A 17,387-nucleotide genomic window follows, 5' to 3' on the forward strand; every position below is an offset into this window, starting at 1 on the left:
AAGATAAAAAAACAGGAAACGTACCTTATGTCCGCTCAAATTTTAAATGTTCGCCCGGAATTCGATCGTGAAATCGTTGATATCGTGGATTACGTCGTCAACTACGAGATAGCGTCAACGGTGGCGTATGACACCGCCCACTACTGCCTGCTTGATACGTTGGGCTGTGGTCTGGAAGCGCTGGAATATCCGGCCTGTAAAAAACTGATGGGGCCGATTGTTCCGGGGACCGTGGTGCCCAACGGCGTGCGCGTGCCGGGTACCCAGTTTCAGCTCGACCCGGTACAGGCCGCGTTTAACATTGGCGCGATGATCCGCTGGCTCGACTTCAATGACACCTGGCTGGCGGCGGAGTGGGGCCACCCTTCCGATAACCTCGGCGGGATCCTGGCGACAGCGGACTGGCTCTCACGCAACGCGGTCGCGGCGGGTAAAGCGCCGTTGACCATGAAACACGTGCTGACCGGAATGATTAAGGCCCACGAAATTCAGGGCTGTATCGCGCTGGAAAACGCCTTTAACCGCGTGGGGCTTGACCACGTTCTGCTGGTCAAAGTGGCCTCCACCGCCGTGGTGGCTGAAATGCTGGGGCTAACGCGTGATGAGATCCTCAACGCGGTGTCGCTGGCGTGGGTCGACGGACAGTCGCTGCGCACCTATCGCCATGCGCCGAATACCGGCACGCGTAAATCCTGGGCGGCGGGCGATGCAACCTCGCGCGCGGTGCGTCTGGCGCTGATGGCGAAAACCGGTGAGATGGGTTATCCGTCAGCGCTGACGGCGAAAACCTGGGGGTTTTATGACGTCTCATTCAAAGGCGAGTCGTTCCGCTTCCAGCGTCCATACGGCTCCTACGTAATGGAAAACGTGCTGTTCAAAATTTCGTTCCCGGCGGAGTTCCACTCTCAGACGGCGGTTGAAGCGGCAATGACGCTGTATGCGCAAATGCAGGCAGCAGGTAAAAGCGCTGCAGATATCGAAAAAGTGACCATTCGCACCCACGAAGCCTGCATTCGCATCATTGATAAGCAGGGGCCGCTGAATAACCCGGCCGATCGCGATCACTGTATTCAGTATATGGTGGCGATCCCGCTGCTGTTCGGACGCTTAACGGCGGCGGATTATGAGGACGGCGTGGCACAGGACAAGCGAATCGATTCCCTGCGCGAGAAGATCCGTTGTGTTGAAGATCCGGCGTTTACCGCGGACTATCACGATCCGGAAAAACGCGCCATCGCCAATGCGATCACCCTGGAATTCACTGACGGTTCACAGTTTGACGAGGTGGTCGTGGAGTTCCCGATTGGCCATGCACGTCGCCGTACCGACGGGATCCCGAAACTGATCGAAAAATTCAAAATTAACTTGGCGCGCCAGTTCCCGACTCGCCAACAGCAGCGCATCCTGGAGGTCTCCCTGGACAGAACTCGCCTGGAGCAGATGCCGGTCAATGAGTACATGGACCTTTATGTCATCTAGAACCCGCTTCATCAGGCGTAAGTTCAACAGGAGAGCGTTATGTCTTTTAGCGAATTTTATCAGCGTTCTGTTACGCAACCGGAATCATTCTGGGCCGAGCAGGCCCGGCGGATTGACTGGCAGCAGCCGTTTATCCGCACGCTGGATCACAGCCATCCGCCGTTTGCCCGTTGGTTTTGCGGCGGTACCACCAATCTGTGTCATAACGCCATTGACCGCTGGCTGGAGAAACAACCGGATGCGCTGGCGCTGATCGCTGTCTCATCCGAGACCGAAGAGGAGCGCACCTTTACCTTCCGTCAGCTCTATGACGAAGTGAACGTGGTGGCGTCAATGCTGCAATCGCTCGGCGTGCAGCGCGGCGATCGGGTTCTGGTATATATGCCGATGATCGCTGAGGCGCATATCACGCTGCTGGCCTGCGCGCGGATTGGCGCGATCCACTCGGTAGTGTTCGGCGGTTTTGCTTCGCACAGCGTGGCGGCGCGCATCGATGACGCGAAGCCGGTGCTGATTGTCTCCGCCGATGCGGGGGCGCGCGGCGGTAAAGTGTTGCCCTATAAAAAGCTGCTCGATGATGCGATCGAGCAGGCGCAACATCAGCCGAAACAGGTGTTATTGGTGGATCGCGGGCTGGCGAAAATGGCGCGTGTGGCCGGTCGCGATCTCGACTTTGCGACGTTGCGCCAGCAGCATCTCGGCGCCACGGTGCCGGTGACGTGGCTGGAATCCAATGAAACGTCCTGCATTCTTTATACCTCCGGCACCACCGGAAAACCCAAAGGCGTGCAGCGCGATGTCGGCGGCTATGCCGTGGCGCTGGCGACCTCAATGGCGACCATTTTTGGCGGCAAAGCGGGGGGCGTGTTCTTCTGCGCGTCGGATATCGGTTGGGTTGTCGGGCATTCCTACATTGTCTACGCACCGCTCCTGGCAGGGATGGCAACCATTGTGTATGAAGGACTGCCGACGTATCCGGACTGCGGCGTGTGGTGGAAGATCGTCGAGAAATATCAGGTCAACCGGATGTTCTCGGCACCGACCGCCATTCGCGTGCTGAAAAAATTCCCGACCGCGCAGATCAGCAATCACGATCTCTCCTCGCTGGAGGTGCTCTATCTGGCAGGCGAGCCGCTGGACGAACCGACCGCAAGCTGGGTAACGGAAACACTGGGCGTGCCGGTTGTTGATAATTACTGGCAGACCGAATCCGGCTGGCCGATTATGGCGCTGGCCCGGGCACTGGATGACCGACCGTCGCGCCTCGGCAGCCCCGGCGTGCCCATGTATGGCTATAACGTCCAGTTGCTCAATGAGATGACCGGCGAACCCTGCGGCGCCAACGAGAAGGGGATGGTGGTGATCGAAGGGCCGCTGCCACCCGGCTGTATTCAGACCATTTGGGGCGACGATGCACGGTTTGTGAATACCTACTGGTCGCTGTTCAATCGTCAGGTATACGCCACGTTTGACTGGGGTATTCGTGACGCCGACGGTTACTACTTCATTCTGGGGCGCACGGATGATGTGATTAACGTCGCCGGGCATCGCCTGGGCACACGGGAAATCGAGGAGAGTATCTCCAGCTATCCGAACGTGGCGGAAGTGGCGGTGGTCGGGGTGAAAGATGCGCTGAAAGGGCAGGTGGCGGTAGCGTTTGTTATTCCCAAACAGAGCGACAGTCTGGAAGACCGCGATGTGGCGCATTCGGAAGAGAAAGCGATCATGGCGTTGGTGGACAGCCAGATTGGCAACTTTGGTCGTCCTGCCCACGTCTGGTTTGTTTCGCAACTGCCGAAAACGCGATCCGGCAAAATGCTCCGCCGCACGATCCAGGCCATTTGCGAAGGCCGCGATCCGGGCGATCTCACCACGCTTGACGATCCGGCGGCGCTGCAGCAAATCCGCCAGGCAATGGAGGAGTAATCTGATGGCCCGGTGGGGCGGCGTAAACGCCTTATCTGGCCTACAATGACTCAACATGTAGGCCAGATAAGCGTCTAGCCATCAGGCACTTAGCTCCAGCTTACACGATAGTGATAGCGCCCGGCGCTCAGCTGATATTCCGGCGACACCGAAGGACTCCAGGAGTCGTCGCCGCCGACGCCCATATGGAAACCATCAATATTCAGCCAGGCCCCGGCCTCCGGTTGTAGCAGATGCCGATGGCTGGTCTCCATCAGTTGTTTCTGGCTGAATCGGCTGATGTTGAAAAGAAAATCACCGCGCCAGACGTGCGCACCGTACTTCAGTTCACGCGTACCGCAACGCAGGCCGTTCTCACTGGGGAAAACGTAAGGGGTATACATCTCATCCAGTGATAAATCCCAGCGGTCAAAACAGGCCGAAGACAGGCGATCCGGGTAGTTTTCATGCGGACCAAGCCCCAGCCAGTTCACCCGTTCTGCTTCCTGCGCCAGTTGGCAGGTCAGACCGATACGTGCCGGATGCGGCGTGCCGCTGGCAACATCGACATCAACGGCGATCTGCATTTCGCCGTGGCCGTCGATGCGCCAGGCTTTACGGCTGATAAACAAGGTTTCACCCTGATACTGCCAGGCGTGAACGGTGGCTACCTGAATCGCGTCTGCAAGGGTATCGGCTTCGCATTGCAGCAACACCGCCTGCGCCTGGTAATGCCCGGCGGCTTTCCAGCGCTCAACCCAGGCATTAGGATCGATCCGTGTCACCTCACTGATACCAATATCGTTATCCAGCGGCGCGCGGGTAAATTGATCGCGCAGTGGCGTCAGTAACTGGGCTTCATCGCCAATCCAGTATTGCGTTAACGTGCCCTGCTGGCGGCAGAATTCCCAGCGCTTATGGCCGAGCGTGACGGTAAATGCGGCGTCGCTGACGCTGAGCTGTGGCGCAGTACTGGCGCGCGGTGAGCATACGACGCTCAGTTTTTCCTCCAGCGGCCACTGCTGCCAGGCGCTGATGTGTCCGGCAGGCGACCAGGCGGTTGCCTGCGGTTGTTCCACACGCACCGTCAACCAGAGCTGACCTGCCGCGTCAGGCTGTGTGATGTCCGGCAGGGTGATGCGCTGACGACCCTGCGGCGCGATATCCAGCGTGACCTCCCCGGTGGCAACTGGGTTGCCATCCAGAGCGAGGGTCCAGTGCAGGATCTCGTTGTCGCTATGGCGGAACAGATATTCGCTGGTGACCTCAATCTGACGTTGCGCGCCAGGCAGCCACGTGAACTGGAAAAACTGTTGCGCGTGCTTCGCCTCAAACAACGACGGATGCGGCGTGCGGTCGGCAAACACCAGCCCGTCCATACAGAACTGGCGATCGTTAGGCGTGTCGCCAAAGTCGCCGCCGTACGCGGACCAGGGGTTGCCTTCGTCATCGTATTTAATCAGCGACTGATCGACCCAGTCCCAGACGAAGCCGCCCTGCAGGCGCGGGTACTGGCGGAACGCCTGCCAGTATTTGGCGAATCCGCCGAGGCTGTTACCCATCGCGTGGGCATATTCGCAGAGGATCAGCGGGCGCTGTTCGCCGGGCAGCGACAGCCATTTTTTGATTGACCACTTCGGCACTGCCGGGAACGGCTGATCCTGATCGACGCGCGCATACATCGGGCAAATTATATCCGTTGCCGCCGTGTCCGCGCCGCCACCTTCATACTGCACCGGGCGTGACGGATCGTCTGATTTCAGCCAGCGATACAGCGCGTCATGGTTGACGCCGTGACCCGATTCATTCCCCAGCGACCAGATAATAATGCTCGGATGGTTGCGATCGCGTTGCACCATGCGCGTCACGCGCTGGCTCATGGCGGGCAGCCAGGTCGGGTCGTCGCTCAGGCGATTCATCGGCACCATGCCGTGGGTTTCGATGTTGGCCTCATCCACCACATACAGACCATAGCGATCGCAGAGCGTGTACCATCGCGGATGATTCGGATAGTGGGAGCAGCGCACGGCGTTAAAGTTGTTCTGCTTCATCAGAATGATGTCCTGCACCATTGTTTCTTCGTCCATCACCTGACCGTTTTCAGGATGATGTTCATGACGGTTGGTGCCGCGAATCAGCAGTGGCTTACCGTTCAACAACAGCAGGCCATTTTCAATGCACACCTTCCGGAAGCCGACATCGCAGGCCTCGGCTTCAAGCAGTGTGCCATCCGCCGTATGGAGCAGCACAACTGCGCGATAAAGATGCGGTGTTTCGGCGCTCCACAGTGAAGGCTGATCGACATGCAGACGCAGCGTCGTGCGATTGCCATAGGCTCCGCGCTCATCAACGATCTCGCTGCCAAAAGGCGCGGTGATTTCGCCCGTCAGCTCGTCGCCATCCCACAGTTGAACGGTCACGCGCAGAGTGTCACGGCATTCTCCACGCATTCTGACCTCGGCGGCAAAGATTGCCCGGCTGAAATCCTCGTTGAGGTGGGTGGTGATGCGTAAGTCGCTGATTTGCGTGGCGGGTTTGTTTAACAGGGAGACATCGCGGAAAATGCCGCTCATTCGCCACATATCCTGGTCTTCCAGATAGCTGCCGTCGCTCCAGCGTAGCACCATCACCGCCAGACGGTTCTCACCGCTGACCAGAAACTCACTGAGATCAAATTCCGACGGCAGGCGACTATCCTGACCGTAGCCCACCCAAAGCCCGTTGCACCAGAGATGAAAAGCGGAATTTACGCCATCAAAGATAATTCGCGTCTGTCCATCACGCAGTTCAGCTTCGCTGATTGCGAATGTTAGCGAATAACATCCTGTCGCATTTTCATGCGGCACATACGGCGGATTTACCGGGATCGGATAGGTCACGTTGGTATAAATGGGGGCGTCATAGCCGAGCAACTGCCAGTTTGATGGCACCGCGATCGTATCGGCATCGTCCAGATCGCCCAGACGCCAACGTTCCGGCACCGCTTCCGGCGAGGCGAACCAGATAAATTTCCACGCGCCGTTCAGACTGCGAACGGAAGATGAGGCGGTATTGTGACGCGCATCAGTCGCGTTGCGCCAACTGGCAAAAGGAGGATGCGCCTCCAGACGGTTTAGCTGCGTGACGCCGGGATTTTCCCAGTCGCGTCGGGCCAGTACGGCGGCGAGTGAATTCGTGCTGAAGGTCATGGAGGCATCCTGTTGCGCAGTTTTTTCGTTCACAGGTTGCTGAAGATACGGTGTGCGGTGAAAGCCTGTAAAGGTGAGAAAGAGGAATGAGTGAGGTCTCTCACTCAGAATCTGCTTGCGTTACACCCTGAAAGGTTTTTCGCCATTCTGCCGGGCTGACGCCGAAGCGGGACTTAAAATGCTGTCGCCAGGTCACCGGAGACAGAAAACCGACCTCTGTGGCGATACGCTCGACGGGCAGCCGGGAGGATTCCAGCAGTTCCTGGCTGCGGCGTAGACGTTCAGCAATCAGCCATTCAGCAACGCTTGAGCCAGTGGCTTTCATAAAATGACGGGTCAGAGTGCGGCGACTCATCATCACCTTTTGCGCCAGCGAGTCCAGATCGTGCTGTTCGTGGCTATGCTGGCGAAGGTACTCCAGCAGGCCGTTAATCCGTTGATCCTGGGTGTTTTTCGCCACCGGTTGGGCAATAAACTGCGCCTGCCCCCCCTCGCGATGCGGTGGCACAATCATCCGGCGCGCAATCTGATTCGCCACCGAAGTGCCAAACCGTTGGCGAATGAGATACAGACAACAGTCTAGCGCAGCGGCGGTACCGGCCGAGGTGATGATGCCATCATCGTCGACGTACAGGGCGTTGATATCCAGGCGCGCGGCGGGAAAACGCGTCTGAAAATCGGCTTCAAACTCCCAGTGGGTAGCGGCGCGTCTGCCGTCGAGCAGTCCTGCGTAACCGAGAACAAATGCGCCAAGGCATAACCCGACCACCTGGGCGCCGTTTTGCCGGGCCTGAACCAGCGCATCGAGTAGCGACTGCGGTGGGCGAATCGCGGTCGTCCCCCACCAGGGAACAATCACGATATCAGCCCCCGTCAGCGCTGCAAATCCCTGGCGGGCAGTAACGGAAAAGCCTTCAACAGAGGTGACCACGCCGGGGACTTCTGCGCAAATCTGCACCTCAAAGCGTTTCTTCGTTGCCGCTTTTTCACTGAACATGATGCACGGCACTGAGAAGTGAAACGGACTAAAATCTTCAACGGCGACGATCGCGACGGTAACAGGGCGCATACCACTCCTCGACTGGGGATTAAAACGTCAGGGTTTCTCCATCTTCCGGCACCCGGACACATTCTGCAATCTGGTTATCGCGCGCGTATTCCCTGAGCGCCGCGCGTGTTAGCAGGCAGTGGTTTATCGCCTCCATGTGAACAGCCACAATCTGCGCGTCGGGCAGAACGAAGTGGGTTTTCAGCACATCTTCTGCGCCCATGATAATCGCGCCAAAACCGATCACGTGGGCAAACCCGGCGTTCAGGACCACCACATCCGGCTGGAAGGTGATGAAGTTGCTTTCAACCTCATCGCGCCAGATCGTATCGCCAACCAGATACAGCGTTTTTTCTTGCGGATGCTGGAAGATTACCCCGCAGGCATCGCCCATCCGCTCGGCCATGGCGGGAATGGCGTACAGCCGGTCGGAACCGTGCTGACCGCCCGTTTTGCGCAGGGTTACCTCACCTAATCGGGTCTCGTCCGTCAGTACGGTGAGTTGGCTGAAACCCTGTTCCCGCAGGATTTGCGCATCCTGGTCGTTTTGCACATATATCGGCTTCTCTTTCGGCACGACCTTTGCGGCGACCTCGTCCCAGTGGTCCGCATGAAGATGGGTGACGATCAGGACGTCCGCCTGCAACAGGGTGTTGATGTCGCACGGAAGTTCTACGCCAGGATTGCGGATTTCGGCCCGCGCCGTGCCGGGAAAACCGGGATACGCGCCCTGCGGGGCGAGCATCGGATCGACCAGAAAGGTTTTGCCGCCAAAGGTAATCAACTGGGTGGCGTTGCGAATATGGGTAATGTTCATGGTGATACTCCACGTGAGGGGGCTAGTGGTGTCATCGTAGAGTGTTGACCAGAAGCTGAATGTGGGCAAATGGGCGAATACCGATGGGATTGGGCCAACAGAGGGAATTTGTGCCAAATCCGAATACCGTCTCTACATTTCCCAGTTTATTTGTTGGTTGCAGATGAAATAAAGAAATTTAAGGATTTATAAACGTACCACTTTATATTGTCGAGTACGAGAGGTAACAGCCTGTTTTTATCAAGAATTAAATTAATGCTGTTGCTTAAGTGATTTTCTCTATATTAATGCTATGGTGATTTGAGCCTTATCTAACTTTTTGATTTTGTGCTGTTAATGTTCTTATTTATTAAAGTATAAAGTTATTTAAGAATTATTCGTTACTTTTCTTTTGCTATTTACTCTATAACGGGAGTTCGGTAGTTTTCAAATACTATGCTTGCTACCCATTCAGTGTTAAGCAAAATTCCATAATTTAAATATTCACTGTTTTTCTTACTCGTTAGTTTTTTCAGGCTTATTTATTGTCTAAATAATGCATTGAAATGAATTAAATGTTGTAGAAACTAACAAAGGATTTATTTATGCAACATTTTAATAAAAATAAAATAGCGTTATTGCTTGCTTCACTCTTTATTTCCCCTGGACTGGTAATCGGTGCCACGATTCATGTTGATGGCTCATTTCCTTATACGGCGCAATCCAACACAGGGACTCACGGGATTAGCGGCGGCAGTGAAGGCGCCGGAGCCGGGTATGTCTTATCGCCGAACCCGGAAACGACCGCGGCGGATAACAGCGTAAGCGTTGGCAGCGGCACCACGATTAAAGGCGGTAATGGCTACGCTGGCGGCGACGGTGCTGACGGAATGACCGGTAATAATGTAACCATCACTAACGGCGGAGCAATTACGGGCGGTGATGGGAGCTATAGCGTTAGCGGCAGTGGCACAGGGGGGGTGGGAATCTCGGGTTCTGACCTGTCGATAACCAATTCTCGTACTGGCTCTATCACCGGTGGCGAAGGGGACAGATATTCCGCTAGCGGTGCGGGTATCTCAGGTAACAGCCTCATGATCACCAACGATGGTGCTATCACCGGAGGCGATGGCAGTTACGGTTATGATGACTACAGCGGTAGGAGCGGTATTGGCGGTGCTGGAATATCCGGCACTGACCTGACGATTATCAATACTTATCGTATTACCGGTGGTGAAGGCGATTCCAGTGGCGTGGGAGGCGATGCCATTTCGGGTTCTGCGATGACCATAACCAACAGCGGCGCTATTCTTGGTGGCGAAGGGGGCTATGGCTATGATGGGGCTGAAGGTGGCAATGCCGGCGCCGGAATATCCGGCAGTAATATGGTGATTGATAATATTGCCCGTGGGTCAATTACGGGTGGTCGAGGCGAATCCGGCAGCGCAGGTGGCGATGCGATATCGGGTACCGACCTGAGAATCACCAACGGCGGATCCATTGTCGGGGGCGAAGGAGGGTTTGGCTACGGAGAGAATGCCGGCAATGCTGGCGCGGGAATATCCGGCAGCAATATGACCATTAACAATTTAGCCGGTGGTTCCGTGACCGGCGGTGAAGGCGGCTATGGCGGTCTGGACGATGCCGGCGGTGCCGGGATGCCCAGCGCAGGGGGCGCGGGAATACTGGGTAATAATATGACAATCACCAATGCGGGATCGGTTACCGGTGGTGATGGGGGTTTTTCTGGCGGTCAGACAACAGGCCCCGACGGCGCAGACGGTGGTGCAGGCATATATGGTAATCATCTGACCATAACCAATATGGCCAGCGGTTCGATCGTCGGTGGCGAGGGATCCTACGGTGGCGCTGGCAGTGATAGCAACAACGGTGGTAACGGTGGTACCGGAATCGTCGGCGACAGTCTGACGATTATGAATAACGGCTCTATTGTAGGAGGGCGAGCCAGCAATGGCAGAAACGGTGGCACTAACGGTGCAGGTGGCGCAGCGATATCCGGCAGTAACCTGACGATAATCAATAACCGCGTGATTACCGGCGGCGCTCCGTACTCGAGCGGTGGCGAAGCTGGCGCGGCTATCAGTCTTAGCGGCGGCAACAACATGCTGACACTGAATACCGACTCGACTATCACCGGCGATATCAGGCTGGCCGATGGCGCGACAACGTTGCAGATCGTCAGTAATGATGAAGCAAACAGAGCCATCAACGGTAATCTGACGGTGGGTCAGTCGGCCAGCGTGACGCTGGCTGAACAGCCGATTGAATTTTCCGGTAATGCTTCGTTTGCCGATGGGGCAGCGCTCACCCTTGGCAGTGACGTCAGCCTCAAGGCGGCATCGCTTACTGTTGGCGACAACGCCTCGCTTAACGCCAACATTACCCACTGGGATATGCAGGACATTCTTCTGGTTGAAACCACAAACGGGATTACGGGCGCTTTTTCTTACAGTAATGCCCTCGTGGCAGGCATGAACCAGCCGGACTTTGCTTATATCAACGCAGGTTCTCGAGTCATTAAGTACTCTCTGTACTGGAACGGGCTGGATTCGGATGCGCACGGAACGTTCACGCTTGATGAGGGCAGAACCTTCGATCTCGGCGTCGCGCTGGCGGACAATACGGTGCAGGTCAATCCGGCCTGGGACGGTAAAAGCCTGACCAAAGCGGGAGAAGGCACGCTGATACTGTCAGCGGAAAATACCTATACGGGGTCGACTTTTGTCAGTGAAGGCATGCTGAAGACGACCACGTCGAATGCATTTGCCAGTACCTCCGGCGTCATCGTCGGCGAGGAAGGGACGCTTAACCTTAACGGCAACAGCCAGACCGTCAACGCGTTGGATAACCGTGGCACCTTGCTGATTGATGATGATGGTGTTCCGCCTTCCTCACCTCTCAACGTCATGCTGACGGGCGATGTGACGAATAGCGGCAATATCATTCTTAACAACAGCGTGACCAGCGCCGGGAATATATTGACCATCAATGGGGACTATGCGGGTAATGGCGGTACGCTTTCGCTGGGCACCGTTCTCGGCGGCGACAACAGCCTGACGGATAAGCTGGTGATTACCGGCAACGCGACCGGCACGACCTATGTGCATGTTAACAATGAGAATGGCTCAGGAGCCTTGCTGCATGAAGGGATTAAAATTATTGAGACCGGCAGTTCAACGCCAGAGGCCTTTGTGCAACGAGGTCGTATCGTGGCGGGAAGCTATGAATATCACGTGAAGCAGGGAACGGCTGCCGGCAGTGACAGGAATAACTGGTATTTAACCCATTTGGCGGATACGCCTGTTCCTGATGATTCCCCTGATGTCATTGATAACGATCGGCCTGCGCCGGGCGACCCCTCGGATGCGGTCAACCTCTATCGCCCTGAGGGGGGAAGCTATGCCAGCAACCTGGCGGCAGCGAATACGCTGTTTAACACCCGACTGCAGGACCGTCAGGGAGGTTCCTGGTATACCGACCCTGCTACCGGGGAACGGCATATGACCAGTCTGTGGCTGCGTACGTCAGGCGGGCACAGCAAGGGGCGGATGTCGGACGATCAGAACACATCGTCTTCTAACCGCGTTGTTGTGCAGATCGGCGGCGCGTTGTTGCAGGGGAGTGTGAACGGCACGGATGGCTATCAGTTGGGCGTAATGGCAGGCTATGGTAAGCAGGATAACGACATCCATAACAGCCTGTCAGGCTACGATTCTCGTGGTGAGGTGAGCGGCTACAGCGCGGGTCTGTACGGAACCTGGTATCAGAACGCCGTGGATAAAACCGGCCTGTATGTCGATTCATGGGTACTCTATAACTGGTTTGACAATACGGTTAAAGGTGATGAGATTGCTCAGGAAAGCTATAAAAGCAAGGGGCTGACGGCGTCGCTGGAATCGGGTTACGCCTTCCATCTGGGGTCATTCATGGCAGCAGACGACATAGAAAGCAACGTGTATCTTCGCCCACAGGCACAGGTCACCTGGATGGGGGTGAAAGCTAACGACCATACAGAGAAAAACGGCACGCGGGTTCAGGGGCAGGGCGACAACAATATTCAGACCCGTCTGGGCATGCGTCTTTACGTCAATGGTAAAAGCGCTGCGGAAAAAGGAACCGTACGCGAGTTTGAACCCTTTATCGAGGCGAACTGGATACACAACTCGAAGCAGTACGGTGTCAGGATGAATGACACGAGCACCTCCCTGCAGGGAAGTCGAAACGTCGGTGAAGTGAAGGTGGGCGTCGAGGGGCGGTTGACCCGGGACCTGAGCGTCTGGGGCAACGTTGCGCAACAAATGGGTCATAACGGTTTTCGCGATACGAGCGGCGTGCTGGGAATCAAATACCAGTTCTAGCCTTATGATGTGCCTCCAGCCCTCCCGGCTTTTTTGCCGGGAGGGCTGTTTCTCTCTTACTTGCCCCGCACGTTGTGGTATGAGCAATAGCGCAGCATTCCTACTTTTGTCTTAGTGTCAGGCTGCTTTGCCCCTGCCAGAGTGTAGATAACCCCCATGAAGTGGAGGCGTTATGAGCTGGCGACCCATTCTGTATCTGATTGTGACTCCTGATCCTGCATTAAGCGCCCGGCGCGGGTTTTTACGACTGGTGCAACGCTGACGGTATGTCTGGAATTGCGTGTGAGCGCGGATCCCCGTCGCTGACGCTGTGTTATGGTGACTGTTCTCGTTCGCAAAACAGGAGCCTTATCATGTCGCAATATAATCCGTTAAGTGCCCTCCTGGATAAGCAGGATTTCCTGTTGCTGGATGGCGCACTGGCGACGGAGCTGGAAGCGCGTGGGTGCCATTTAGCCGACAGCCTATGGTCAGCGAAAATTCTGCTGGAAAACCCGGAGCTTATCCGCGAAGTGCACCTTGACTATTTTCGGGCGGGGGCGCAGTGCGCCATCACCGCCAGCTATCAGGCGACGCCAGCGGGATTTGCCGCCTGCGGCCTTGATGAGGCGCAGGCGAAAGCGCTGATTGGGAAAAGTGTCGAGCTGGCGCGTAAAGCGCGTGAGGCGTATCTGGCAGAAAATCCGCAGGCGGGCACGCTGCTGGTCGCCGGTTCGGTTGGGCCTTACGGCGCATTTCTGGCTGATGGTTCGGAGTATCGCGGAGATTACACGCTGAGCGGCGAAGATTTTCAGGCGTTTCACCGTCCGCGCGTGGAGGCGTTGCTGGATGCCGGAGTCGATCTGCTGGCCTGCGAAACGCTACCAAATTTTGCCGAGATTCAGGCACTGGCGGCGTTGTTAACCGCATATCCGCGTGCGCGAGCGTGGTACTCTTTTACCCTGCGCGACAGCGAGCATCTGAGCGACGGCACGCCGCTACGCGAGGTTGTGACGTTTCTCGAACACTATCCGCAGACGGTGGCGGTGGGGATCAACTGTATTGCCCTGCAACAGGCCACCGCCGCTTTGCAGCATCTGCACGGGATAACGGCGCTGCCGCTGGTGGTCTATCCGAACAGCGGAGAGCATTACGATGCGAGCAGCAAAAGCTGGCATCATCATGATGAATCGTGTGCGCGCCTGGCGGATTACCTGCCGCAGTGGCAGGCGGCCGGGGCGAAGTTGATTGGCGGGTGCTGTCGCACCACGCCAGAGGATATTGCCGCGCTGAACGCGCAACGTTGAGTTTGTGCCGGGTGTGGCTGATGTCTTACCCGGCATTGCATCATGCCGCATCCGCTAACACAAACATGCCGTACGGGTGGATTTCCAGATAGTACGTCTCACCGACATCCGGCTGCAGGCGTGTAGCGTTGACCTGTAACAGGATCTCCTGTCCGTGCCACTCCACCGTGACTTCATACTGCGGTCCCATATAGGCGACATGACGAATCACACAGCGCTGACTCTCCTCTCCGCGATCGCTTAAGGTGATCGCTTCCGGCCTGACGCCAACGGTGCCGGTGCCCTGAGCCACAAAGTGCGCCGGGCGAGGCAGGCGATAACCAAAGATATCAACAGAGGCTTCGCTGAAGGTCGCCGGGAACAGGTTGGCGTCACCCATAAAGCTCGCCATAAAACGGGAGGCGGGTTGGCGATAGAGATCCTGCGGCGAGCCTATCTGCATGATATGCCCCTTGTTCATCACCAGCACGGTGTCGGAAACCGCAAAGGCTTCGCTCTGATCGTGGGTAACGTACAGCGAGGTGATATCAAACTGCTTTTGCAGCTCGCGGATCTTATCGCGCATGCTGCGGCGCAGGTTGGCGTCGAGGTTACTCAATGGTTCGTCAAATAACAGCACCTTCGGTTTGAGGATCAGCGCGCGCGCCAGCGCCACGCGCTGCTGCTGACCGCCGGAGATCTGATCAACATAGCGGTCCTCGAATCCTTCCAGATCGACCATTGCCAGCGCCTCTTTCACCCGCGTCTTCACATCGGCGCGCGACACGCCCAGCATCTTCAGACCGTAGCCGACGTTTTCCCCCAGCGACATATGCGGGAACAAAGCATACGACTGGAACACCATACAAATATCGCGCTGCTGAATAGAACGATGAGTGACGTCTTCGCCATCAATAAAAATTTGACCTTCGCTCGGTTTTTCCAGACCGGCGACCAGGCGCAGAATGGTGGTCTTCCCGCAGCCGGACGGGCCAAGCAGCGTCACCATCTGCCCTTGCGGGATGGTGAGATTGATATTGTCGATGACCGTGTTGCTGCCGAATCGTTTAGTGACGTTGCGCAGTTCAACGAAATTTTTCTGACTCATAGTGCGCTCCATTACGCCTGGTTTTTGGCTTTAGACCGGGAAATACGCGCTTCCCCAATCAGCCAGTCAAAGATGAAAATAATCGCCAACATGACCACGATCAGAATCGACCCATAGGCAATCGCCACGCCGTACTCGCCGTCTTCCACGCGGTTCAGAATGTAGGCCGTTGCTACGCGGGTGTCCGGTGTAACGAGGAAGACAATCGCGCTGACGGTGGTGATGGCGCGCACGAAGCTGTAGATCAGCGCCGAGAGAATGGCCGGGCGCAGCAGCGGCAACAGAATGTGCGTGATGGTGCGTAAGCTCCCGGCACGCAGACTGAGCGAGGCTTCGTCCAGTGATTTATCGATCTGGCCGAGTCCGGCGATCCCGGCGCGAATACCGACCGGGACGTTACGCATCACCATCGAGATAATGACAATCGCCGCCGTGCCGGTGAGGTATACCGGAGCGCTGTTAAAGGCAAGGATGTACGAAACGCCCGCCACGGTGCCCGGTACGGCAAAGCACAACATGGTGGTGAACTCGATGGTCTTTTTGCCTTTGAACTGCTGGCGCACCACAATCCAGGCGATCAGCAGACCGAAGGCGGCGGTGATCGGCGCGGCAATCCCGGCATACAACAGGGTATCGAGCAGCGAAGGCCATGCGCCGTCACTCATCCCCTGACCAAACAGTTTGATGAAGTTATCCAGCGTCAGGGTGTAGTCCACGCCCCAGTTCACGGTGAAGCTGCCGTAGAAAATGCTGCCATAGAGCAGGGCGTTAAAGGCAATCCATATCGCCAGAATAGCCACCACGCTCCAGACCAGCGTCACCGGCAGCGGCTGGACGTCGCCACGGTACGATTTCCCGGAAACGGTGACGTAAGAGCGCTTGCCAATCCACATGTACTGTACACAGAACACCAGCAGCGAGAACAGCAGCAGGAACGCACCCAGCGTACTGGCGGCCTGGTAATCAAGCTGTGAGCCGGTGATGTAGAAGTAAATTTGCGTTGCCAGCACGTCGAAGTTCCCGCCGAGCACCAACGGGTTACTGAAGTCGGCCAGCGACTGCACGATGACAATCAGGAAGGCGTTCGCCAGCGCCGGTTTCAGCAGTGGGACAAACACGCCGTTAAACGTCTGCCAGCGGCTGGCGCGCAGGGTATATGACGCTTCTTCCAGCGACGGGTGAATGGTTTTGATCGCGCCGTCGAGGATCATAAACGCCATTGGGGTAAACGCCAGCACCTGTGCCAGCCAGATGCCGGTAAATCCGTACAGCCAGTTGGTGTTCGTCAACCCGAACCAGTCGACCATTAATTCGGTCACATAGCCGGAACGGCCCATCATCAGCGTGACGCCAAGCCCCACCACAAACGGCGGTGTGACGATCGGCAGAATCGAAAAGATACGCCCAATAATGGCGCTTCGCTGAGCGATGCGGGTAGTATAAATCGCCAGTACCAGACCGAAGAAAGTACAACCGATACCTACCGCAATCGACAGGGCGATAGAGTTGAGGATCACCTGAATGATATGCGCCTGCGACAGCACATTCATAAACGCCAGCGGCGCGAACTCCCCGGCGTCGTTGGTGAACATTGGGATGAAAATGGCGATGCTCGGCCAGACGATAAAGATGCCGATGAGCGCCACGATAGTGACCAGCGAACCGATCACAAACCGGTCGCCGCCCAGCCATTCGAGGCGGGTCAGCGCCAGCGTCATGATCGCCCCCAGCGCGACAAACAGCACGATAGTGGCGTAGCCTAAACCGCGCCCTTCAACGGTGGCGCTGATGACGATAAACGCCATACACAACAGCGCCCAGCCCGCATCGAGGGTGTGGCGGTTGCGCTGTTCGCGTCTGGCTTCGTGGAACGGGCGTACCAGCAGCAGGCTCGGCAGCAGATACCAGAGCCAACTGATATTGAACCGTGACCAGCCGTAGGCCTCGAGGATTTCATCGCTCGTGGACTCCAGCAGACCGTAATCCAGGCTCCAGCTCGGCAGCAGAACGAATGCCAGCCAGCCGAGTAAAACCCAAAGGAATATCGCATCCCGCTTTTTCACAGGATGGAGTGCAAGTGTGTGTGACATACGTTTTCCGGTGTTCAATCCCGAGTAGGCCGGATACGCGTGAGCGCCATCCGGCATTCAGGGTGACGATGATTGCCGGGGGGCGGCGTTGCCTTACCCGGCCTACGTAACCTTAACGTCAGGAAGTCA

Annotated in this window: 9 protein-coding genes; 4 read left to right on the forward strand and 5 right to left on the reverse strand. The window is 56.7% G+C overall.

Annotated elements, in window-relative coordinates:
- Positions 1–27: 27 nt before the first annotated feature.
- Both KI228_RS05480 and prpE read left to right on the forward strand, forming a co-directional pair.
- On the forward strand, positions 28–1,479 hold the full coding sequence (locus KI228_RS05480) for a bifunctional 2-methylcitrate dehydratase/aconitate hydratase (RefSeq protein WP_044327221.1): 1,452 nt from the start codon (positions 28–30) through the stop codon (positions 1,477–1,479).
- Between the two features lie 39 nt (positions 1,480–1,518).
- Positions 1,519–3,405 carry a propionate--CoA ligase gene (gene prpE, locus KI228_RS05485; protein ID WP_104010332.1) on the forward strand — a complete coding sequence of 629 codons (1,887 nt, stop codon included), beginning with the start codon at positions 1,519–1,521 and terminating at the stop codon, positions 3,403–3,405.
- 89 nt (positions 3,406–3,494) lie between these two features.
- Here prpE and KI228_RS05490 read toward each other — a convergent pair whose 3' ends face one another.
- The 3 genes from KI228_RS05490 to KI228_RS05500 form a co-directional block, all read right to left on the reverse strand.
- Positions 3,495–6,572 (reverse strand): beta-galactosidase, encoded by a 3,078-nt coding sequence (locus KI228_RS05490; RefSeq protein WP_061070490.1) that lies wholly within the window; start codon positions 6,570–6,572, stop codon positions 3,495–3,497.
- Positions 6,573–6,672: 100 nt separating this feature from the next.
- The gene (locus tag KI228_RS05495; protein ID WP_043001658.1) at positions 6,673–7,641 is read right to left on the reverse strand and encodes a GlxA family transcriptional regulator; all 969 of its coding nucleotides are present in this window, start codon (positions 7,639–7,641) and stop codon (positions 6,673–6,675) included.
- A 19-nt stretch (positions 7,642–7,660) separates the two neighbouring features.
- On the reverse strand, positions 7,661–8,437 hold the full coding sequence (locus tag KI228_RS05500; RefSeq protein ID WP_061070489.1) for an MBL fold metallo-hydrolase: 777 nt from the start codon (positions 8,435–8,437) through the stop codon (positions 7,661–7,663).
- Positions 8,438–9,021: 584 nt separating this feature from the next.
- On the opposite strand from KI228_RS05500, the gene KI228_RS05505 reads away from it, so the two are divergent.
- Positions 9,022–12,795 carry an autotransporter outer membrane beta-barrel domain-containing protein gene (locus tag KI228_RS05505; RefSeq protein WP_141227406.1) on the forward strand — a complete coding sequence of 1,258 codons (3,774 nt, stop codon included), beginning with the start codon at positions 9,022–9,024 and terminating at the stop codon, positions 12,793–12,795.
- Positions 12,796–13,148: 353 nt separating this feature from the next.
- On the forward strand, positions 13,149–14,081 hold the full coding sequence (gene mmuM / locus KI228_RS05510; RefSeq protein WP_061070487.1) for a homocysteine S-methyltransferase: 933 nt from the start codon (positions 13,149–13,151) through the stop codon (positions 14,079–14,081).
- A gap of 40 nt (positions 14,082–14,121) precedes the next feature.
- On the opposite strand, the gene fbpC is transcribed toward mmuM, so the two are convergent.
- Positions 14,122–15,168: a ferric ABC transporter ATP-binding protein gene (gene fbpC, locus KI228_RS05515; RefSeq protein WP_043001655.1), complete on the reverse strand. Its 1,047-nt coding sequence runs from the start codon at positions 15,166–15,168 to the stop codon at positions 14,122–14,124.
- 11 nt (positions 15,169–15,179) lie between these two features.
- Positions 15,180–17,258, reverse strand: coding sequence for an ABC transporter permease (locus KI228_RS05520; RefSeq protein ID WP_061070711.1), 2,079 nt, complete (start codon positions 17,256–17,258; stop codon positions 15,180–15,182).
- Between the last annotated feature and the right edge of the window lie 129 nt (positions 17,259–17,387).

The sequence above is a fragment of the Citrobacter amalonaticus genome, assembly GCF_018323885.1.
In the GTDB taxonomy this organism is placed as follows: Bacteria; Pseudomonadota; Gammaproteobacteria; order Enterobacterales; family Enterobacteriaceae; genus Citrobacter_A; species Citrobacter_A amalonaticus.

What these genes read in the sequence shown, in the direction of transcription:
- KI228_RS05480 (WP_044327221.1), top strand. Translation starts at nt 28, where the DNA reads ATGTCCGCTCAAATTTTAAATGTTCGCCCGGAATTCGATCGTGAAATC.
- prpE (WP_104010332.1), top strand. Translation starts at nt 1,519, where the DNA reads ATGTCTTTTAGCGAATTTTATCAGCGTTCTGTTACGCAACCGGAATCA.
- KI228_RS05490 (WP_061070490.1), bottom strand. Translation starts at nt 6,572, where the DNA reads ATGACCTTCAGCACGAATTCACTCGCCGCCGTACTGGCCCGACGCGAC.
- KI228_RS05495 (WP_043001658.1), bottom strand. Translation starts at nt 7,641, where the DNA reads ATGCGCCCTGTTACCGTCGCGATCGTCGCCGTTGAAGATTTTAGTCCG.
- KI228_RS05500 (WP_061070489.1), bottom strand. Translation starts at nt 8,437, where the DNA reads ATGAACATTACCCATATTCGCAACGCCACCCAGTTGATTACCTTTGGC.
- KI228_RS05505 (WP_141227406.1), top strand. Translation starts at nt 9,022, where the DNA reads ATGCAACATTTTAATAAAAATAAAATAGCGTTATTGCTTGCTTCACTC.
- mmuM (WP_061070487.1), top strand. Translation starts at nt 13,149, where the DNA reads ATGTCGCAATATAATCCGTTAAGTGCCCTCCTGGATAAGCAGGATTTC.
- fbpC (WP_043001655.1), bottom strand. Translation starts at nt 15,168, where the DNA reads ATGAGTCAGAAAAATTTCGTTGAACTGCGCAACGTCACTAAACGATTC.
- KI228_RS05520 (WP_061070711.1), bottom strand. Translation starts at nt 17,258, where the DNA reads ATGTCACACACACTTGCACTCCATCCTGTGAAAAAGCGGGATGCGATA.